General features: G+C 68.7%; 12 protein-coding genes. 5 read left to right on the top strand and 7 right to left on the bottom strand.

Annotation, left to right across the window (positions count from 1 at the left end):
* Nucleotides 1–26: 26 nt before the first annotated feature.
* Both ACQY5G_RS14125 and ACQY5G_RS14130 read right to left on the bottom strand, forming a co-directional pair.
* Entirely contained in the window at nt 27–1,322 is a 1,296-nt protein-coding gene (locus ACQY5G_RS14125) for a pyridoxal phosphate-dependent decarboxylase family protein (protein ID WP_428275005.1), read from the bottom strand.
* 53 nt (nt 1,323–1,375) lie between these two features.
* A complete protein-coding gene (locus tag ACQY5G_RS14130) occupies nt 1,376–1,840 on the bottom strand; it encodes a hypothetical protein (RefSeq protein ID WP_428275007.1) in 465 nt (154 codons plus the stop codon).
* Between the two features lie 217 nt (nt 1,841–2,057).
* Between ACQY5G_RS14130 and ACQY5G_RS14135 the strand changes: the two genes are divergently transcribed.
* Nucleotides 2,058–3,509, top strand: coding sequence for a sodium:solute symporter family transporter (locus ACQY5G_RS14135; protein WP_428275009.1), 1,452 nt, complete (start codon nt 2,058–2,060; stop codon nt 3,507–3,509).
* Nucleotides 3,510–3,536: 27 nt separating this feature from the next.
* Here the strand turns inward: ACQY5G_RS14135 and ACQY5G_RS14140 are convergent, their stop codons facing one another.
* The 5 genes from ACQY5G_RS14140 to ACQY5G_RS14160 all read right to left on the bottom strand — a co-directional run bounded on the left by ACQY5G_RS14140 (nt 3,537) and on the right by ACQY5G_RS14160 (nt 15,556).
* On the bottom strand, nt 3,537–4,010 hold the full coding sequence (locus ACQY5G_RS14140; protein WP_428275011.1) for an NUDIX domain-containing protein: 474 nt from the start codon (nt 4,008–4,010) through the stop codon (nt 3,537–3,539).
* Nucleotides 4,007–6,517 (bottom strand): CehA/McbA family metallohydrolase, encoded by a 2,511-nt coding sequence (locus tag ACQY5G_RS14145; RefSeq protein ID WP_428275013.1) that lies wholly within the window; start codon nt 6,515–6,517, stop codon nt 4,007–4,009. Before ACQY5G_RS14145 ends, ACQY5G_RS14140 begins: the two co-directional genes overlap by 4 nt.
* A 117-nt stretch (nt 6,518–6,634) precedes the next feature.
* Nucleotides 6,635–9,736, bottom strand: a complete 3,102-nt coding sequence (locus tag ACQY5G_RS14150) for an Ig-like domain-containing protein (RefSeq protein ID WP_428275015.1) — start codon at nt 9,734–9,736, stop codon at nt 6,635–6,637.
* A 443-nt stretch (nt 9,737–10,179) separates the two neighbouring features.
* Nucleotides 10,180–13,272 (bottom strand): leucine-rich repeat domain-containing protein, encoded by a 3,093-nt coding sequence (locus tag ACQY5G_RS14155; RefSeq protein ID WP_428275017.1) that lies wholly within the window; start codon nt 13,270–13,272, stop codon nt 10,180–10,182.
* Between the two features lie 280 nt (nt 13,273–13,552).
* A complete protein-coding gene (locus ACQY5G_RS14160; RefSeq protein ID WP_428275019.1) occupies nt 13,553–15,556 on the bottom strand; it encodes a prolyl oligopeptidase family serine peptidase in 2,004 nt (667 codons plus the stop codon).
* Between the two features lie 104 nt (nt 15,557–15,660).
* On the opposite strand from ACQY5G_RS14160, the gene ACQY5G_RS14165 reads away from it, so the two are divergent.
* Genes ACQY5G_RS14165 through ACQY5G_RS14180 form a run of 4 tightly spaced genes read left to right on the top strand, consistent with a single transcriptional unit; the run spans nt 15,661 to nt 20,820 of the window.
* Nucleotides 15,661–16,278: a DUF6962 family protein gene (locus tag ACQY5G_RS14165; RefSeq protein ID WP_428275021.1), complete on the top strand. Its 618-nt coding sequence runs from the start codon at nt 15,661–15,663 to the stop codon at nt 16,276–16,278.
* 29 nt (nt 16,279–16,307) lie between these two features.
* Nucleotides 16,308–18,347, top strand: coding sequence for a S9 family peptidase (locus ACQY5G_RS14170; protein ID WP_428275023.1), 2,040 nt, complete (start codon nt 16,308–16,310; stop codon nt 18,345–18,347).
* Nucleotides 18,344–19,192, top strand: a complete 849-nt coding sequence (locus ACQY5G_RS14175) for a c-type cytochrome (protein WP_428275025.1) — start codon at nt 18,344–18,346, stop codon at nt 19,190–19,192. Before ACQY5G_RS14170 ends, ACQY5G_RS14175 begins: the two co-directional genes overlap by 4 nt.
* The gene (locus ACQY5G_RS14180) at nt 19,189–20,820 is read left to right on the top strand and encodes a pyrroloquinoline quinone-dependent dehydrogenase (RefSeq protein ID WP_428275027.1); all 1,632 of its coding nucleotides are present in this window, start codon (nt 19,189–19,191) and stop codon (nt 20,818–20,820) included. The genes ACQY5G_RS14175 and ACQY5G_RS14180 overlap by 4 nt, the downstream gene beginning before the upstream one ends.
* The last annotated feature ends 16 nt before the right edge of the window (nt 20,821–20,836 follow it).

Below are 20,836 nucleotides of genomic sequence, written 5' to 3' on the forward strand. Positions count from 1 at the left end.
CCTCCCTGGCTGGTTGGGCGGGTGCCCTAGTAGGTGCCGTCGAGGAAGGTGTCGTGGAGGCGGTCGCGGCGGGCGATGGCGACGCACTCCTCGAGGTCCGAGAGGTATTCGCCGAGCACGGGCGTGTGGACGGACGTAATCGGCTGGTGGATGGCGGGCGGCCTGCGGTGCTGTCCCATCATCCAGCCTCGCTCGTTCATGAGCCTCGCGACGGCGAAGATATTGAACGGTTCCCCGGGTTCGACATCGTAGCGAAAGAGGTTCGTGTCCCCTTCGGGCTCGAACACGTAGAGGCCGCCGATCGCCCTGACGCCCTCGATCGCCGCGCGGGTCGTCTCCATGATCCCCTGCACGATCTCCCGGTACCCCTGGCGGCCGATGTGTCGGAGCATCGTCCAGGCGCAGGCCACCGCGCCGCCCGGCCGGGAGCCCTGGGCGGTGGCCGAGGCGTAGGAGCCGCCGGCGAGGTCGCGGACAACGTACCTGGCGTAATCGACATCGTTGCCGTCGGCGAAGAGCACGAGCGAGGCGCTCTTCTGCGCGAAGCCGAACTTGTGGAGGTCGGCGGACAGGCTGGACACGCCCGGCACGGAGAGGTCGAAGTCGGGGACCGGATAACCGAGTTCCCGCGCAAAGGGCGAGATGAAGCCGCCGTAGCAGGCATCCGAGTGCAGGCGGACGCCCGTCTCGAGGGCGAGTTCACCGAGTTCGCGCATGGGGTCGATGAGTCCGTAGTAGATCGTGGGGGCCCCGGCGTAGATGAAGATGGAGGATTCGTCGATGGCGTCGCGGATGGCGTCCACATCCGCGCGATAGTCCGGCCGGCAATCCACGTACTTCATGTCGAGGTCGAGGATCTGGGCCGCCTTGTCCACCGACGGGTGGCGGCTGTAGGCGGCGACGATGTTGAGCCGGCCGAGGTCGGGACGCGCCTCCCGCTTCATTTCGCGCGCGACCTTCACCGCCTGGAAGATGCTCTCCGTGCCTCCGGACGTGAACTGGCCCGCCGCGCCTTCGGGCGCGTTGAAGAGGTCGAGGCCCATCTGGACGACCTCTTCCTCCATCGCCCCGACGCTCGGGAAGGAGCCCTGGCCCGAGAGAGCGTTCTCCACGGAGTAGATGGCGTGCGACGCATCCTGCACCCGCTTCAGCGCCTCATTGACATAGTAGACGAGGTACGGGACGCGACCGTTCTTCCAGTCGTAGTCGATCGCCTTCCGGCCGAGCAGTTCGCTCTCGAGCGTCTCCCAGTCGATTCCCTGCTCGGGGATCCGCTCTCGGGTCTGAACCCTGGGACTCGCGGTACTCGTTGCCTGTGCCACTTCGATCCCTCCGTCCTACGGTGTGTGCTCGCCTGTGTCCGTCCCGCGTCCGCCTAGCGGGATGCGGGGCGCCGCCGCTCCCCGAAGCCGGCCCCGGCTACGACAGGGAGTATCCCCACCAGCCATGTCATGATCGCAGCGAAAGTGATTCCGATCACTCCGCTCAGGCTGCTCAAGCCCCTCATCGACAGCGCCGGGCCGCCAAAGGAGATCCAGGGATTCCCCCACTCGCCCTGCAGCACCCGCGGAAGCAGGAGAAGGATGATGAGAATCCACACTGCCGAGCGGCCGGCCGCGAATCTGGAGCAGACGAAACCGGCAAGGAAGAGGATCGCCAGGGACCCGGCGAACCCCACGAAGAGCAATAGCGACGGGAGCCAACCGGACCCGGACATGAGAGCCGCGAGCGCCACAAGCAAAGCACCCAGCAGCAACGGACAGACCATCGCCACGACCCAGGCGATGACCGCGGCCTTGATGTTCGTGCCGAGATCAGAATCCCTGAAGCGACTCCACATCCGCTACTCCTCTCGCCGCGACTCCGCGTCACCGACCGTCGCCGGTCGTCGAAATCCAACCTTGCGCGAGGAGATTGGCGGGGCAACGCGCAGAGCCCGGATCGACCCCGAACCTGCGGCGGGGCTTGTCTGGGGAGGCGAGGTCCAATCAGATACCGGGTCCCCGGACCGCCGGGACCGGACCCGGACCGCCCCGCACTCGAGACCCGAGAGGCGAATGGCCTGGCTGCAGACACACTGGATCGCGGTGGCTCTCCTCGCCGTGTACGGCGCCCTGCTCGTACGGCATGCGATCGAGGGCCGCCGGGGGACGAAGGGCCGGGCGGACTACTACGTCGGCGGGCGGTCGATGGGCGGGGTCGTACTCGGCCTCTCCTTCTTCGCGACGTACTCGAGCACGAACAGCTTCGTCGGCTTTTCGGGACAGGCCTACACCTACGGGGCGCCGTGGCTGCTGCTCGCGCCCGCCGTCGTCATCTTCTCGCTCTCGGCCTGGATCTGGGTCGCGCCGAGGCTGCGCGCCTTCACGGGGGCGGTGGACTCGGTCACGCTCGCCGACTACGTGGGGTTCCGCTTCGAGAGCCGGGCGGCGCGCGTCCTGGCGGCGGTCATCGTGATCTTCGCCAGCTTCCTGTACATGATCGCGGTCTTCAAGGGGATCGGAAATCTGCTCGAGATCTTCCTCGACATCCCCTACAGGGGCGCGATCGGGTTCGTGTTCATCGTCGTCGTCCTCTACACGGCCGTCGGGGGGTTCATCTCGGTCGTGAAGACGGATGCGGTGCAGGGGATCGTGATGTCCATCGCCGCCATCCTCCTCTTCTGGGGGACGCTGAACAGCGCCGGGGGGCTGGGGGCCATCGACGCGATCCGCGCGGCGCCGGCCACCTCGGGCCTCTTCCGCTGGGACGCGGCCATGCCCTTCCCCGTCCTCGTCGGGATCATCGTGGCGGGGACGCTCAAGTTCATCGTCGATCCGAGGCAGCTCTCGCGCTTCTACGCCCTCGCGGATCCGACGGCGGTGCGCCGGGGACTCGTCGTGTCGACGATCGCGTTCCTGGGCGTGTACACGCTCCTCCTCCCGATCGGGCTCTACGCCCACGCGGTGATCGGCAGCGGGCTCGCCGAGTCGGATCTCGTCGTGCCGACACTGCTCGGGGATGCGGGGATCCTGCCGGCGCTCCCGGCGGCGTTCATCCTCGTGGCCATGCTCGCGGCGGCGATGTCGTCGCTGGACAGCGTGCTGCTCGTGATGGCGTCGACCTGGGAGCGGGACGTGATTTCGCTCTTCCGGCCGCGGGCGGATGAGGGGCGCGCCGTGGCGCATACGCGGTTCTGGGTCGCGCTGTTCGCGATCATCACGGCCTGGCTCGCGCTGAATCCGCCGGGGAGCATCGTCATGCTGACCGCGTTCTCCGGCGGCCTCTATGCGGCCTGTTTCTTCCCGGCCGTGGTGCTCGGCCTGCTCTGGCGGCGAGGTACGGGCGCGGGAGCCGTCGCCTCGCTCATCACCGGGTTCACGGTGCTGCTGTGCTGGCGATGGGTCCCGTTCTCCGAGGCCGTGCACGAGGTGTTTCCCGCCATGGCGCTCTCGCTCGCCGCCTACGTAGGGTTCGGTCTTGCGCGGGCGCCGCTGGAGGCGGCGAAGCGCCTCGATACGCCGCTGTAGCCGGACGGCGTCGGAGCGGCAGCGACGTCAGGGACGGCGTCTGGAGCCGGCGGCGAAGTCGAGGGCGAGACGGCAGCACAGCGACCCCCGGCGTGCCCCGTCCCGAAGTTCGACCGGCGGCCTCCAGCCCCACTCGGAATACTGGGTGATGCCGGGGACGGGCTGGGGCACGCGGGGCTCGCCCGTCACGATCCGGGCCGCGTGCAGGCGCATCTCGAGCCGATAGTCCGTGCGTTCGACGTGGCCCTCGTTCAGGCAGCCGAGGTCCTCCGTCTCGACGCCGAGCTTCTCGCGGCCGATGCGCCGCACGAGCGCCTCGTCCCGTTCCCCCGCGGCATGCGAGCCCGCGGGGAGGCCCCACACGCCGGGGAGATCGGGATCGTCATCCGGGCGGCGCACGAGGAGCCAGCGGGGCGCCCCACCGGCCGACTCCGGCCCCTCGATCGCGAGGGCCATCGCGAGACGCGCCGGACGGCTCCCGGAGCCGCGGTCGCCTGTCATCGCGCGGCCAGCGCCTCCAGCCGTTCGCGCGCGGCGTCGAAGCGGTCGACGAGATTGGGGATGTCCGTGCCGCCGTAGCCCGCGGTCAGCCTCAGGCGCGCCACGCCGAGGATCGCGAGGAGTTCGGCAGCCGCAGCTCGGCGGACGGCGGGATCGGAACTGCCGACGCTTCCGATCCACACCGGCGCCGTGTGCGCGAACGGGTAGTTCGCCATCATCGGCCAGCGGGCCGGGCCTCCGACGGCACGCGCGGCGACCCATCCCCCCTCCGGCAGCGTCAGATCGCCCTCGAAGCGGCGCGAGCCGGGGCCGTCGAGCCCCTCTCCGCTCCACGCCACCTCACCGTTTACGAGCACCTCGACCCGATCCACCTCCGTGGCGGTCGCGACGTCGAGCGACCACGCAACCTCTCCGCCGGACACGGTGTGGCCGGGGCCCGCTCCGCCGACGCTGAACTCGAGGAACGGTCCGTTGGTCACGAAGCTGCGGCCGTTTCGCAGCGCGTCCATGTACGTCGACCAGCTCTCCACGGCCCCCGTCTGCGCGTACACGCGAGCGGTGCCGATGGCCATCGTGCGGTAGAAGTTGTTCATCACGTCGGTCCCGGCCGAGGGCACGATCGGGATGCCGGCATTCAGCAGCAGGTGCCAGATCTGCGAGGTGAGGACCTCATCGCTCCAAAGGCAGACGATCTCGAGCGCGTCGAGGTCCCCGAGCACGGCGTCGGCGACGAGTTCGATCGGCACGCTGCCGCGGAGGTCGGCGATCGATGCCTCCGCCCAGGGAGTCGCGCGCGGCATGCCCCGGGTACTCACGGGGTGCACGTAGTACTGGAAGCCGCCCTGAGCCCGCGCATGGCGCAGCGGCTCGGCGTTCTCGCGGTCGTCCGATCCGTAGACCTGGTAGCCGGGTCCCCACACCCAGGGCCAGAACAGGTCGTCGATCCCGATCAGGCCAAGGTGTCCGAGGAAGTGGGAACGGACCTCCTGCCCGAAACGAATGAAGGGCGGGCCGCCGGAGTGCCGCCAGGTCCACAGATCCTGGTCCTCGAACCGGTTGTGGAGGTTCGCGAGGAGCGGCGTGGCGAAGTCCAGCGCCTCGCCCCGCATCATCGGCATGAGGTCGTCGGGCGAGAGGTCGTACGGACCGCCGTAGTTGAGGTGAAAATGGTGTTCGCCCGAACTCCAGCCGCCGGATCGAGCGTCCCAGACGGGTGACAGCACGACTTCGACCTCCGCCGCGCCGGATGCGGCACCCACCTGCACCGTCGCCGAGGCCTCGGGCGTCGCGAGCCCCTGCACGGCCGAAACCGTGACCTCGCCGCTTGGAACGGTAAGTTCGACCACGCCGGGCGAGTAGAAGAAGACGCGGCCGCTCTGCCCGTCGAACCGCGAGGCGGGACCGTCCGGGACAAGCGGATGCCCCGCCCCATCCACGACCGCGAGCCGGGCCGCCACCGGAGCGCCGCCTTCCTCGGTCACCGTCCGTATCCGAAGGTTCGCCGTCGCCGCACCCCAGTCCCAGGCCGTCACCTCCACTGCCTCGATGGGACCACCGGCGGCGCGCACGCGCTTGAGATTCAGCCGTTCCCCGTCATCGGCCTCGGCGAAGTAGACCCACTCGCCCGATGGATCCCAGGCGGGCGTCAGCGGGAGGCCGCCCGAGGCCAGCAGGATGGACGGCCCGGGGTCCGCCACGTTGAGAAGCCGGAGCTCCCACCCCTCCTGCGTCGGCCAGTTGACGGCCACCGTGGACCCATCGGGACTCAGGGCCGGCCGCGCCATGGACGCGATGCTCCCCTCCAGGAGCGTCCGCGGCTCCGTCGAGTCGCCCGAACGCACGAACACGCGGTCGCGGCCGCCGCCCTTCCACAGGTAGACGAGCGCGCGTTCGCCCGGTTGGGGCTTCAGCTCGATCCCCGGCGCATCGGTCACCCGCCGCCGCTCGCCGCTCCCGATGTCCACCGCCCACAGATCCAGGGCGCGGGTTTCCGATTCGGCGGACGAGTAGAACAGCTTGGTGCCATCGGCCGAAAAGGCGGGGTCGAGTTCGAGTCCGGGACTGTCGACGCGGCCGAGTTCCGCCCCGCCGTTCGCGGCGACCCAGATGATCTCCGTGTCTTCCGTATCGTCGCGTACAAACGCGATGAGTTCGCCGTCCGGAGACCATGCGGGCCGCGCGTCGATCCCCCCGCCGCGGGTCAGCCGGCGCGCCACGCCGCTCGCGAGGTCCATGACCCAGATCCACCCGTGAGACGCGAAGGCCACCCGCTCGCCGTCCGGCGACGGGGCCGGATCGATCGGCCCCGCCGTGAGGGTGGGCAGCTCGTAACCTTCCAGGTACACGTGGTGGCCGTACCCCGCGACCTTCGGGTAGCGGTTCGTCCATTGCGCGTCGGCGTTCGCGGGTGCCAGCGCGAGACCCGCCGCAGCCCCGCCGAGGGAAAGGAACCTCGGAAGGCGCGAGCGCGAGGCTGATGATGATGAGGAAACCGCGTGTGATCGCATGAGTACCTACCTCCTCACCGGAAAGCTCGCAGCTGTGCGAATCCCTATGTCCGCCCGGCGCGACGGGATGGCCGGGAAGGCCCTGCCCCGTACTCTCCGGGCGGGTTGAGACCGGGCTCAGCGGCGCCAGGCCGACGCGCCGGGGAGCCCGCTGCTCACCATCACTTCGAGCCCGGGCTCGGGAGCCCGGGCGTCCGCCGCGCTCCGGGCGAACGGACCGGTGGGCAGGTCGCGGAAGATAGCGCGAACCTGACCCGTGCCCGGATCCCGCACGATCGCCATCGGCGGAGCCGTTCCCTCCGCGATCACCACGCTGCCGCCGGGCCCGGAGATGGAAAGGGTCGCCAACTCCGTCTCCCACGCTGGATCCACGGGAAGCGCGAACGTGAATCCCGAACCCCCGTCCCCGTCCCAGGCCTCGGCCATCCCGAAACGCAGCGAAAACAGCTCGCTTCCATCGGCGCGCCGTCCGGTCATCGTGTACGGGCCGGGAGCGCGCGGGAGGAGCGGTTGCGCGTCTACCACGAAGGCCGGATCGAGGCGGAGAGCACCGTCGGCGTCGGCCCCGCCGGACACGAGCAGCGTCCGGGTAGCGGCCGGGGTCTCCCAGACCTCGAGTGTATCCTGGAGCCGCCAGCGGAGCGCGTTCGAAAAATAGTAGTCGCTGACCCAGCTGGGATCGCAATAGGTCATGAAATCAAAGACGGTGGACGACGGGTCGACCAGCGATCCGCCATCGCGCGGGTCCCAGCCCCATGCGCCGATCCGCCCGCCTTCGTGCGGGTAGCTCACGTCCGCGTTGCCTTCGTCGCCCCGGCATGTCGCATGCCGCAGGCTCATGTTGTGTCCGAGTTCGTGCGCGAAGGTCTCCGCGTTGATCTGCGACACGGCGGTCTTCCCGAGGTATTCGCGGCCGTCGGGCGTGGCTGCCGGGCGCCAGGCAACGCCGTTGGTGCTGCCCGCCATGTCGGGGATCATGCCATGCCAGTGTCCGATGCCCTGCTCCATGACCCGGATGCGTCCGACGTCGGCCAGGAGGTCTCTGCCGACGTTCGAATCGACCGTTACGCTTGCGTGCCGTGTGATCTCGATGTCCTTCACCGGCAAGTATGTGTGTGTCTGAAAGAAGAACTCATCTTCGGCGTCGGCGGTCCTGACGAAGGTGGCGGCGCCACGGTCGTTGTCCCCGGTCCAGACGAAGGGGAGCAGGGTCAGAAGGAGAGGGGGCACGGCCCTTGCGTCCACCGCCAGGCGTCCGCTCTCCGGGACGCGCTTCGATACGCCGAGATTCGGATCGAGCGTGCCGTCAGGGTCGACCTCGACGACCAGCTCGAGCCCGGGCTGGATCACCTCGGCGGGGATCACGGCGTGGGGAGAAAGGTCGAGTTCGCCCACCTCCACCTCGGTCGGAATCACGGACGAGCCGGCCGGGATGTTCTCTACGTGTACCTCCGCCCCGTCCACGAAGAAGGTGGCCCGCACCGGTGGGATCATCGCCCCGGTCTCCTGTTCGGACACGACGAAGACGCGCAGGAGTGCCTCCTCTCCGGCAACCAGCGGCACGGGATAGTCCCGTGACTGCACTGCCTGCGTCAGGTATGCCTCGGCGTGCGCCTCCCCCCCGCATGCCCGGATTCGGTACTTGACGTACACCGATTCCAGCCAGGTGCGGAAGGCGGGCGTCCGGGGCATGCAGAGCCCGGTATCGTCCGCGCGCAGGTCGAAGAAGGCTTCGAGTTGCGTCATGCTCTCGGGCAGCGGGCCCGAGAGGTCGCGGTTACCCTGAACCCATATGCGGTAGAGCTCGCTGGCGTCACCGAGGTCCGGCGGCAGCGGTCCGGACAACCGGTTGTTCGCGGCCAGGATGAACACGAGGCTGTCGGCCTGGCCGAGGTCCGCCGGTAGCGGGCCCTCGATCCTGTTGTCGGAGACAAAGAGGGTCCGCAGGCTGTCGAGTTGTCCAAGCCAGGAAGGGAGGGGGTCGGACAACGCGTTGCCGTAGAGACGGATCGCGCGGAGCCTCCCGAGTCCCGCAAGGCTCTCGGGCAGTCCCCCCTCGATGTTGGTCTCCGTGATGCGGAGGATTTCCAGTCGCGTCAGGTTTCCGAACTCCTCCGGGATCGAACCGTCGAACCCCGCCTCGTACAGGTTGATTTCCTTGAGGTTGGCGAGATTGCCCAGCTCGGGCGGGATGGGGCCGGACATCCGGTTCTCGCCCATCCACAATACTTCGAGCTTCGCCAGGTTCCCGATCTCCGGCGGGATGGGGCCGGTGAAGTTGTTCCCGTCGACGTCCATCCGCCGCAGCTCGGTGAGGAGGCCGATCTCCGCCGGGATTTCGCCTTCGAGCCGGTTGTGATCCAGACGCAGGGTCCGCAGGTGCGGAAAATACTGGATCTCGGCCGGAATTTCTCCCGACAGGTTGTTTCGGTTCAGGTTGATCGAAATGACCCGACCCGTCGAATCGTCGACCGCGATGCCGTACCAGTTCTCCAGCGGGGCGTCGGTTCCCCAGTTGGCCGACGCGGTCCAGCTCTCTCCGCCCATGGCCTCATGGAGCTTCATGAGGTCCGACCGCTCCTCGTTGCAGGCGAGGAACTCGCCCTCGCGCGTCGGAACGGCGTTCAGCCATGCCTGAAATCCCTCGTCGCGCACCGTGCACAGCATCGTGCCGCCGTAGTGGAGCGTCTCCATGCCCAACTCGGAGAGGGAGAAGGGGATGGGGCCGGAGAGATTCTCATTGGCGTCTACAACCAACTCGGTGAGAAGGGTCAGACTTCCGAGGTCCGCCGGAAGCTGCCCGTTCAGGCCGTTCTCGCTCAGGTTCAGCGCCGTCACGCGGGAGTTCGCATTCGCCGTCACGCCGTACCAGCTCCCGACCGGCGCGTCGGTGCCCCAGCCGTCGTTGTTCGTCCACTCGCCCCCGCGCGTGCCGTTGTAGAAATCCATGAGCGTCGCGCGGTCCAGGCTGTGCACCGCGAGCGGAGCCGAATTCGAGACGGGGCCGGAAGTGGCGGTCAGACTCGCGTTGCCCTCCTTCAGCCCGGATACGAGCCCGGTCGCAGCCACCGTCGCGATCGTGGGGTCGCTGCTGGCCCACGTCACCACTGCGTCGGAGATCGGCTGCGCCCGATCGTTCAGGACGCGCGCCCTCACGCGGATCGTGTCCCCCGCCACGACGGCGACCGTCTCCGGGTCCAGGGTGATCCTCGCCGGCACGGTCGCCGTTGGGGGCGGTGGCGGCGGCCCGGGCGGCGGTCCCGCCGTGTCGCCCCCCCCACAGGAGAGGATGGCCAGACCGGCAAAGCCGAGCACCGCGGAACGCGCGGTGCCTGCGCGGGAGAAGCGAGATAAATCGCAGCTTCCGGAGGTCGCGCGGGTGCGCTTCGCCATGGGTTCGCCTTGCGTCTTTGCTTGGGGACGGCGCCAACAGTGACGGACTGGCGGGTCGCTACCGGGCAACGCCCCCGGGTGTGCTGCAAACAGGGCCGGTTATTTTCTAATCTAGAGACGTGCCGCCGGCTTGGCATCCTCCGAGGTGCTTGTCGAAAACGGCCCGTAGAGGTGTTGGGGGACGAGATACAGCGTTCACGCCCCCCAACCCAAACGGCGACGGCGCGGTCGGGCCTACCGCTCACCGGACCGCGAGGTTCCGGCTCGAATCAGCGGCGCCAGGCCTCCGCGCCGGGGAGCCCGCTGCTCACCATCACCTCGAGCCCCTGTTCCGGCGCCCGGGCGTCCGCCGCGCTCCGGGCCAGCGGTCCCGACGGGAGGTCCGTGAAGATCGCGCGCACCGCGCCCGTGTCCGGATCGCGCAGAATCGCCATTGGTGGCGCGCTTCCCTCCGTCATCTCGAAGCTGCCCGTGGGCCCGGAGACCGACAGGCTCGCAAGCTCCGTGGCCCAGTTCGCCTGCACGGGAAGCGCGAAGGTGAATGCACCGCCCCCCTCCCCATCCAACACCTCGACCATCTGGAAGCTCAGCGAGAAGAGCTCGCTCCCATCCGCGCGACGACCGTTCAACTGCCAGGGCCCGCCGGCATGTGGCACCACCGGCCGCGTATCCACAACGAACGCGGGGTCGAGCCACGGTTCGCCGTCCCCGGAGACGCCGCCTGAAACCAGCAGCGTTCGGCTTGCCGCCGGGGGCCGCCACACCTCGAGCGTGTCCTGGAGCCGGAAGCGCAGCGCGTTCGAGAAGTAGTAATCGCTGACCCATGCCGGGTCGCAGTAGGTCATGAAGTCCGGTCGGTCCGGGGGTACGAGCGAACCGCCATCGCGGGGATCATATCCCCAGACGCCGCTCTCCCCGTTCTCGTAGGGATAGCTGACGTCCGGGCCTCCTTCGTCGCCACGGCAGAGCGCGTGGAACAGGCTCATATTGTGCCCGAGTTCGTGCGCGACCGTCTCCCCGTCCAGCCGCGAGGCGGCGGCCTTTCCGTTCCAGACGATGCTGTCGGTTACGAACGGAAGCGACGCGATGCCGTTTATGCCGCTAATGGACGTCGCGGTGAGGCCCAACCAGTGTCCGATCCCGTCCTCCATGACGCGGATCGCCCCGACCCTGTCCCGAACTTCGCGCATGCTGTTCGCGTCGACCGTGACGGCCTCATGCCTGATGATCTCCAGCTCACCCACTGGCAGGTAGGTCCTCGTCGGGAAGAAAAACTCGTCGTCCGCGTCGGCGTTGACGACAAACGACACGGCCGCGCGATCGTTGTCCGCGGTCCTGACGAACGGGACCAGTGTGAGCAGCAGGGGGGGCACGGCCTTCACATCCACCGCCGTCCTCCCCGTCTCGGGGATGCGCTTCGACACTCCGAGATTCGGATCGAGTGTCCCATCCGGGTCGATCTCCACGACCATCTCAAGCCCGGGCTGGATCACCTCGGCGGGGATCAGAACGTTGGCCGACAGGTCGAGTTCGCCCTCCTGCACTTCCGTCGGAATCACGGAGGCCCCGGCCGGGATATCCTCCGTATGCACCTCCGCTCCGTCCACGAAGAAGGTGGCCCGCACCGGCGGGAGCATGGCCCCGGTCTCCTGTTCGGACGTCACGAACACGCGCAGGAGCGCATCCCGGCCAGCTACGAGCGGGACGGGCAACTCGCGCGACTGCGCCGCCTGAATCAGGTAGGCCTCGGCGTGGGCCTCTCCCCCGCACACGCGGATACGGTACTTGAAATACACGGACTCCGTCCAGTTGCGGAAAGCCGGTGTCCGGGGCATGCACAGCCCGGTGTCGTCCGCGATCAGCTCCCAGAGTTCCTCGAGCCGGGTCAGGCCTTCCGGCAACGGCCCCGACAGGTCGGCATTGCCCTGGACCCATAGCCGGTAGAGCTCGCTCGCGTTACCCAACTCCGGCGGTAGCGGACCGGCGAGCTTGTTGTTGTCCAGGAACAGAAACGCGAGGCTGTCGATCTGTCCCAGCTCCGGAGGAATCGGACCCTCGATCCTGTTGTCGGAGAGAAAGAGGGTCCGAAGGCTGTCCAGTTGGCCAAGCCAGGAGGGGATCGGATCCGATAACTCGTTCTCGTACAGGAGGATCCGGCGGAGCTTCGCCAGGGATGCCAAGCTCCCGGGAAGACCGCCCTCGAGCTTGGTATCGGCGATGCGCAGGACCTCGAGGTTGGTCAGCTTTCCGAACTCCTCGGGGATCGTACCGTCGAAGCCGGCTTCGTAGAGGTGGAGTATTTCGAGGCTGGCGAGGTTGCCCAGTTCGGGCGGGATTGGGCCGCTCATCTGGTTCCCTCCCATCCAGAGTTCCTCGATGTTCACGAGGTTTCCGAATTCGGGCGGGATACTGCCGGTGAAGTTGTTCCCGTCGATGTCCATCCGCCGCAGCTCGGTGAGGAGGCCGATCTCCGCCGGAATTTCGCCTTCGAGCTGGTTGTAATCCAGACGCAGGGTCCGCAGGTGCGGAAAATACTGGATCTCGGTCGGGACCTCTCCCGACAGGTTGTTTCGGTTCAGGTTGATCGAGATGACCCGCCCCGTAGAATCGTCGACCGCGATGCCGTACCATCTGTCCAGCGGGGCGGCCGTTCCCCAGTTGGCCGATTCCGTCCAGCTCTCTCCGCCCATCGCCTCGTACAACGTCATCAGGTCCGACCGCTCCTCGTTGCAGGCGAGGAACTCGCCCTCGCGCGTCGGAACGGCGTTCAGCCATGCCTGAAACCCCTCGTCGCGCACCGTGCACAGCATGGTGCCGCCGTAGTTGAGCGTCTCCATGCCCAGCTCGGTGAGGGAGGAGGGGATGGGGCCGGAGAGATTCTCATTGGCGTCTACAACCAACTCCGTGAGAAGGGTCAGACTTCCGAGGTCCGCCGGAAGCTGCCCGTTCAGGCCGTTTTCGCTCAGGTTCAGCCCCGTCACGCGGGAGTTCGCGTTCGCCGTCACACCGTACCAGCTCCCGACCGGCGCATCGGTCCCCCAGCCGTCGTTGTTCGTCCACTCGCCCCCGCGCGTGCCGTTGTAGAGGTCCATGAGCGTCGCGCGGTCCAGGCTGTGCACCGCCACCGGGGCGGAATTCGAGACGGGGCCGGAAGTGGCGGTCAGATTCGCGTTGCCCTCCTTCAGACCGGATACGAGCCCGGTCGCATCCACGGTCGCGGTCGCCGGATCGCTGCTCGCCCACGTCACCGCCGCGTCGGAGATCGGCTGCGCCCGATCGTTCAGGACGCGTGCCCTCACGCGGATCGTATCCCCCGCCACGACGGCGACCGTCTCCGGGTCCAGGGTGATCCTCGCCGGCACGTTCGCCGTTGGGGGCGGTGGTGGCGGCCCGGGCGGCGGTCCTGCCGTGTCGCCCCCTCCACAGGAGAGGATGGCGAGACCGAGCAAGCCGAGCGCCGCGGAACGCGCGGTGCGTGCACGGGGGGAGCGAGAGCAATCGGAACTTCCGAAGGTCGTGCGGATGCGCTTCGCCATGGGTTCGCCTTGTGTCTCTCCTGGGGACGGCGCCGGCGGTGAAGGACCGCCGAGTCGCTACCGGGGAACGCCCCCGGGTGTGTCTGCAAGCAGGATCGGTTATTTTCTAATCATAATCCAGAGACGTGCCGCCTGCATGGCATCCGCCAAGGTGCTCGTCAAAGAAGGCGCGGAGCCGGCTGTACATGTCGATCGAGTTGGAGGGATCCCGGAAGCCGTGCCCCTCGGGGTACGTCTTCGATTCGAATTCCTTGCCGAGCGCCTCGAGCCTCTCGACCGCGAGCTCGAAGTTCTCGAACGGCGCCCTCACGTCGAATTCTCCGTGCATGATGAGGACGGGGGCGGTGATGCGGTCCATCCGGTCGAGCGTCTCGCTCTTCGCGTAGATCTCGGGCCGCTCCTCCGGCGTCCCGCCGTGCCCCGTGATCGTGAAGATCTTCCCCAGGCGATCCGCGTAGGGGAGGGTCAGCGACTCGGAGTAGATGCCGCGCATGGGGACGGCCGCATCGAACTTGTCGGGCGTGCGCGTGATCGCTGACATGGACTGCATGCCTCCGTAGCTCCCGCCGTAGATGCCCACGCGCCCGTTGACGTACGGCTGGCGGCGCAGCCAGTCCGCCGCGGCGCCCGGGTCCTTCGACTGGTCGTTCAGCCAGTCCTCGACCGACAGGTCCTGGAACTCGCGCCCGAAGCCGGACCCCCCGCGATAGTTGATGGCGAGCACGACGAATCCCTCGTTCGCGAGGTACTGCTCCACGAGGTTTGTCCCCTGCGTGTAGGAGTTCGTCCCTCCCCCGTGCACCTGGACGAGCGCCGGGCACGCGGGCGGGTCGGAGCCGGCCGCGAACGCGGCCCGGATCGCCGGCGGCAGGTAGAGGAACCCCTGGATGTACAGGCCGTCGAAGGAGCGGAAGGAGATCTCCACGGGCCGCTGTACGCCTTCGAAGTGCGGTGAAAGGTCCGTCAGGCGGGCCGGCGGTCCGCCGCCGAGGTCGAGGAGCCAGGCTTCCCTGCCCTCCGTGGCCGCATCCCGCGTGAACACGGCGCGGTTGCCGTCCTTCGTCGCGTGCAGGGACGACCACGACCCGCCGACGTTCGTAACCCGCGTGGCGACGCCGCCCGAGGCGGGGACGGACCACAGGTCGAAGGCGCCGCGCTGCTGGTACGGGAAATGGATGCGCTCGCCGTCGCCGGACCAGAAGGGGTCGAAGCGCATGATCGCGTCGGTCGCGTAGACCTGCATGTCGAGCGGCGCTTCCCGGAGGGCGCGGGGCGTGGTGCCGGCGAGATCGAGATCGATCCGGTACAGGTACGCGAGGTCCTCGTACCAGTATTCGTCCTTGGACGTCCCCATCAGGACGAGGCTGGATCCGTCCGGCGACCAGACGGGGCTGGAGGAAGCCATGAGCGAAGAGGAGACCTGGTGCGCTGCGCCGGACGCCACGGCGACGAGCCACACGTCGTCGTGCCACCAGTCGGCCCGGTTGGAGATGTACGCGATCCACCGGCCGTCCGGCGACCACATGGGGCTGAAGCGGCTGTCGTCGGCCTCCGCCGCGCCGGCCGTCAGTTGCCGCGGCGGTACCGCCCCGCCCGCGTCGGCGAGCCAGATGTCCTGGGAGCCGGACGCCGTGGAGTAGTAGGCGAGCGTCGTTCCGTCCGGCGACCACGAGGGGGCCCGAAGGCCGCTCGCGCCTTCCACCACGACCACCCGGTCCGATGTTCCCGCCTCGGCGACGACGAGGCTTCCTCCGGCGATGAAGGCCAACCGCTCCCCCTCCGGGGACCACGTCTGCGCCCCGCCGGCGAGCCGGAAGGCCGCGGCCTCTCCCCCGGCGGCCGCCGCCTCCGTCGTCGCCGAAGTCGGGACAAGGTGGATCCCGCGCCCTCCCGCGCCTTCGACAGGTCCGGCCACGGCGAGCATGGATCCGTCGGGCGAGAGCACGGCGCGTCCGGCGCCCCCCGCGGCGGTGAAGATGTTCTCCAGCGTGAGCGGGATCCGGCCCTCGTCAACGACTCCGCCGCCGGGAGACGAGCAGCCGACGGAGAGGAGCCCGATGAGGGCGTGCAATGCGTGGCGCTTGCCGGCGGATCGCGGGGATCGAGACACGGCTCCTCCTGAGGGACGGTTTCGCTTGAGTATTGCCCCGGGCGATGGTCCGACAATACCGATCAGAGAGGGAAAAACCCATTCCGACCGGAGGTCGAGGCGCCTTGACCGAACCTGCCGTCACGCTGACCGACTACGGGCTCACCCTGCTCTGCGCCGTGCTGGTGTGGCTCGCGCGCTCACGCGTGAGGGCCGATCTGCGCCCGTGGGCGATGGGACTCTTCGCCGGCTCCGGCGCCGCGGCCCTCTTCGGCGGCACGGTGCACGGCTTCTTCGGGGACGCCGCGACCCTCGGATACCGCGTCCTCTGGCCCGCCACGATCCTCACGGTAGGAGCCACGGGACTCGCCGCCTGGGGCCTGGGCGCGCGGGTCGATGGCCAGCCGACCGGTACGCGGTGGATCACCAGGATCGCCGGGCTCGCCTACGTCGCCTACGTCGCCATCGTGCTGGCGGGGTGGCAGGCCTTCGCCGTCGCGGTGGCGTTCTATCTGCCCGCCGTCATCTATCTCACCGTGCGCTTCGCGCAGGCCTACCGTCGCCGCCCCACCGCAAGCCGACGGCGGGCGCTGGTCGGCTTCGGGCTCACCTTCGCGGCGGCGGCCATCCAGCAGCTGCAAATCCCGATCCACCCGGTCTGGTTCGACCACAACGCGCTCTACCACGTCGTGCAGGCTGCGGCGTTCATCCTGCTCTATCAGGGCATCAGCGGCGAAGAGTAACGATGCCTATCCAACATCAGGGGTGTGCCATGCGTGACGTCACCTTCCGCGGTTCCCGGGTTCTCGCCGCGGGTTCCGTTCTTTCCACCTTCCTCTCCACCGGATTGTTCGCCCAGGAGAGCCGCCCGATGACGGTCGAGGATGTCCTTGCCCTCAAGGGCTTGTCACAAGTCTCCGTGAGCCCGGACGGACAGTGGGTGGCCTACGTGGTCACGGGACGGGACATGGAGGAGGACCGCCAGGAGACGGACGTGTGGGTCGTTCCGGCGGCGGGCGGCCCCGCGGATGTCCGTCAGCTCACCTTCCGCCCCGGGTCCGACGACTCACCGGTGTGGCACCCATCGGGAGAATGGCTCGCCTTCTCCTCGGACCGGGAAGGGGTGAGACAGGTCTACGGCATCCGGCCCGACGGCGGCGAGGCATGGCAGGTGACATCCCACGAGACCTCGGTCGGGAGCTTCCGCTTCGCGCCCGATGGCGCGCGGCTCGGCTTCGTGGCGAGCCCGCCCGCGACGGAGGCGGACCGAGAGCTCGAGGAGGTGCGCGGACGCCCGATGGTCTGGGACTCCGTCTACACGGACCAGTGGTCGCGACTCCACGTCGCCGAACTCGAGGACGAGGTGGCCGGCGAGGGAGTGCGCTGGTCGCCGGACGGCCTCCACGTGGTGTCCTTCGTCTGGGCACCCGACTCGCGAGCCGTCGCCTTCGGTGCGCGCTCTTCGCCCGTGCTGAGGACGACCTACTACGGGGCGACGTACGTCCAGGCGGGCGCGGAAGCGGAGGCCCGGAGCGTCACCTCCATGCCCGGCGGAGAGAATCCGGTCGCGTGGGACGAGGAATCGGGACTCATCGTGTCCGGCACGGGACAACTCCTCGGAACCTACAACCGGCAGCTGTGGCGAGTGCCGTTCGGCGCGGACGGCGGCGCGCTGGACCCTGTCTCGCTCACGGCCGATCTGGACGCGAACGCGAACCTCGTCCACATCGATGGGTCGCGGCTCATCGTCTCCGCAGCCCGACGCACCGGAGCCACGGTGTACCGGATCCCCCTCGCCGACGGCGCCGCGGCGGGCCCGCCAGGCGATCTGACCGATGGCCGGCGCTACTACTCCGGCGCCTCCGCATCCGCGGACGGGAGCGTCCTCGCCTTCACCGCCGAGGACGGCATGGCGCCTCCGGACATCTTCATCACTCCGATGGACACGTTTCGCCCCGAGCGCCTGACCGACCTGAACCCGCAGGTGGCCGATCTCGCGCTCGGCGAGCAGGGGGTCGAGTCGTGGCCTTCGCGGGCCGGGGGCGAGGAGATCGAAGGCGTGCTCACGCTCCCCGTCGGGTACGAGGCGGGGGACCGCGTTCCGATGGTCCTCGTGATCCACGGCGGCCCGTCCGGCATCTCATCGGACCGTTTCAACGCGACGCGCGGCGCCTACCCGGTGCAGGTGTACGCGGGCATGGGGTTCGCCGTGCTGCAGCCGAACTACCGGGGTTCGAGCGGCTACGGCGAGCGTTTTCGGGGTCTCAACCGCGGCGACATCTCCGGCCGGGACTGGGTCGACATCGACTCCGGGGTGGACGCCATGGTCGAGCGCGGGATCGCGGATCCCGAGCGGCTCGCCGTGAGCGGCTGGAGCTTCGGAGGCCACCATACCTACTGGGGGATCACGCAGACCGACCGTTTCAGGGCGGCGAGCGCGGGCGCCGGCGCGAACGACCTCATCTCCATGTACTCGCAGACGGACATCCCCGAGTTCTACCACACCTATCTGGGTCCGAAGCCGTGGGAGGACTGGGATCTCTACGAGGAGCGCTCCGCGTACCGTCATGTTGAAAACGTGACGACACCGCTCCTGATCCAGGTGGGCGAAAGGGACGAGAGGGTGCCCGCCGAACAGAGCATCCAGTTCTTCGAGGCCGTCCGCGCCATCGGTAAAGCGCCGACGTCTCTCGTACTTTATCCGGATCAGCCGCATGGTGTTAGGTCTCCTCGTCTCCAGCGAGATCTCATGTCGAGAAACGTGGAATGGCTCACGCGCTGGGTCCTGGAGCCGGAAGCGCTGGTTCCGTGACGTCCGACCGGGCCGCTACGTTGATTAGTCTTTGCGGTCTCGCGCTCGCGGCAAGCGTGCTCGCGGCAGGCGTGCTCGCGATGGCGCCCGGCCCGGTTGCGGCCCAGGAGGAGCCGGAGGTCACCGAGGCGGGTCTCGCGCGCGGTGAGATGTTCTACCAGGCCCACTGCGGCCGGTGCCACGGCATGCTCGGCCAGGGTGGAGAGGGGCCGAGCCTGGCGCGCCCCACCCTGCCCCGAGCGCCGGACCACGAATCGCTCGTCGAGGTGATCCGACGCGGGATCCCCGGTACCGGCATGCCGGGGACGAGGTCCAACCTGGTGTCGGATCTCGAGGTCGACCTCATCGCCGCCTACGTCCGCACGCTGGGAGAGGACGTCGTCGTGGAGGTCGCGGGGAACGCCGCGCGAGGGCGGGAAGTGTTCGCCTCCGCCGGCGACTGCTACTCCTGCCACGTCGTCGACGGCCGCGGGACGGGGATCGGCCCCGAACTCACGGGAATCGGGCTTCGGCGCGGCGTCGATTACCTCTACGCGTCGCTGCGGATGCCCGGGTCGGAGTTGCCGGTCTCCAGGCGAGGCATCCTGCGCGGATTCAGGGGATACGTGCCGATCCGCGCGGTCACGCGCGAGGGCCGCGTCGTCACGGGCATGCGCGTGAACGAGGACGCCTTCACGATCCAGTTGCGGTCGATCTCCGGCCGCACGGTCTCGCTTCGCAAGGAAGACCTCGTGGAACTCGAGAAACAGTTCGATCACTCTCTGATGCCCGCCGTGGAGGAGATGACGGAAGCGGACATCGACGACCTCGTCGCCTTCCTGGCCGACCTCGGAGACGGATCATGAAAACTGTCACGGTCTCCGCGCTCGCGGCGGCGGCCCTCCTGTGCAGCGCCTCCCTCGCGGGCGCGGCCGCACAGGTATCCTTCGAGCGGCTCGTGAACGCGGGCGACGAGCCGCACAACTGGCTGACCTATTCGGGGAACTACGCCTCGCACCGCTTCTCCACGCTCGACCAGGTCCACCGCGGCAACGTCGGAGACCTGAAGGTGATCTGGGCCTACCAGATGAGCGGCGGGCTCATCGAGACGACGCCGGTCGTGGTCGACGGCGTGATGTACGTGACGGAGCCGCCGAGCAACGTGAGCGCCCTCGACGCGCGCACCGGGCGCCGCCTCTGGCACTGGTCCGCCGAGGTCCCGGCCTCGACGAAGAACATCGGCTTCCCGCGCGTGAACCGGGGCGTCGCGATCCTCGACGAGACGGTGTTCGTGGGTACGCTCGACGCCCGCCTCGTCGCCCTCGACGCCCGGTCCGGCGCCGTCCGCTGGGAGGTGGACGTCGCGGACAACGACCTCGGGTTCTCCATCACGCTCGCCCCTCTCGCCCTCGACGGGAAGGTGATCGTGGGCATGTCCGGCGCGGAGGCAGGCGCGAACGGGTTCGTCGACGCCTACGACGCCGATACGGGCGAACTCCTGTGGCGGACCTACACGATCCCGAGCCCCGGCGAGCCGGGAAGCGAGACATGGGGCGGGGACAGCTGGGAACACGGGGGCGGTTCCACGTGGCTCACCGGCTCCTACGACCCGGAACTCGACCTCCTGTACTGGCCGACCGGGAATCCCGCCCCCGACTGGAACGGGGACGCGCGCCCGGGCGACAACCTCTACACGAACTGCATCCTCGCCCTCGACCCCGACACCGGCGAGATGCAGTGGTACTTCCAGTACACCCCGCACGACACCCACGACTGGGACGCGACCGAGATCCAGGTGCTCGTCGACGCGGAGTGGGAGGGAGAGCCGCGCAAGCTGCTCGTGACGGCGAACCGGAACGCCTTCTACTACGTGCTGGACCGCGAGACCGGCGAGTTCCTGCACGGCGTGGAGTACTCGAAGCAAACGTGGGCCGAGGGCCTCGACGAGAACGGCCGCCCGATCGTGATCCCGGGCACCGAACCGACCGAGGAGGGCAACCTCGTCTGGCCGAGCCTTCAGGGGGCGTCGAACTGGTTCAGTCCTTCGTACAGCCCCGACACCGGCCTCTTCTACCAGGCGACCCGGATCATGGGCGCCATCTACTACAAGGCGGAGGTCGAGTACGAGCCGGGGCAGCCGTTTCTCGGCGGCGGAGAGCAGGCCCTCTCGGGAGACGACGCGAGCGGGGCGGTCAAGGCGCTCGACGTGCTCACGGGAGAGCTGCAGTGGGAGTTCCCTCTGCTCTCTCCGCCGTGGGCGGGCGTGATGGCCACGCGCGGCGGCCTCGTCTTCGGCGGAAGCAACGAGGGCAACATCTTCGCCCTCGACGCGGAGACGGGGGAGGCGTTATGGGACTTTCAGGCCGGCGCCGGCGTCCGCACCAACCCCATGTCGTTCGAGGTGGACGGCGAACAGCGTATCGCGACCGCCGCGGGCGGAGTCCTGTGGGTATTCGGACTCCCGCGACACGGAAACAGATCGAACCATCGGTGACTTGAGCAGGAGGCCG

Source organism: Candidatus Palauibacter sp. (assembly GCF_965261555.1).
In the GTDB taxonomy this organism is placed as follows: domain Bacteria; phylum Gemmatimonadota; class Gemmatimonadetes; order Palauibacterales; family Palauibacteraceae; genus Palauibacter.

Bases quoted from the DNA above. Each gene is read 5' to 3' on its own strand.
- ACQY5G_RS14140 (WP_428275011.1), bottom strand. From the start codon at position 4,010: ATGACAGGCGACCGCGGCTCCGGGAGCCGTCCGGCGCGTCTCGCGATG.
- ACQY5G_RS14170 (WP_428275023.1), top strand. From the start codon at position 16,308: ATGCGTGACGTCACCTTCCGCGGTTCCCGGGTTCTCGCCGCGGGTTCC.
- ACQY5G_RS14145 (WP_428275013.1), bottom strand. From the start codon at position 6,517: ATGCGATCACACGCGGTTTCCTCATCATCATCAGCCTCGCGCTCGCGC.
- ACQY5G_RS14135 (WP_428275009.1), top strand. From the start codon at position 2,058: ATGGCCTGGCTGCAGACACACTGGATCGCGGTGGCTCTCCTCGCCGTG.
- ACQY5G_RS14130 (WP_428275007.1), bottom strand. From the start codon at position 1,840: ATGTGGAGTCGCTTCAGGGATTCTGATCTCGGCACGAACATCAAGGCC.
- ACQY5G_RS14180 (WP_428275027.1), top strand. From the start codon at position 19,189: ATGAAAACTGTCACGGTCTCCGCGCTCGCGGCGGCGGCCCTCCTGTGC.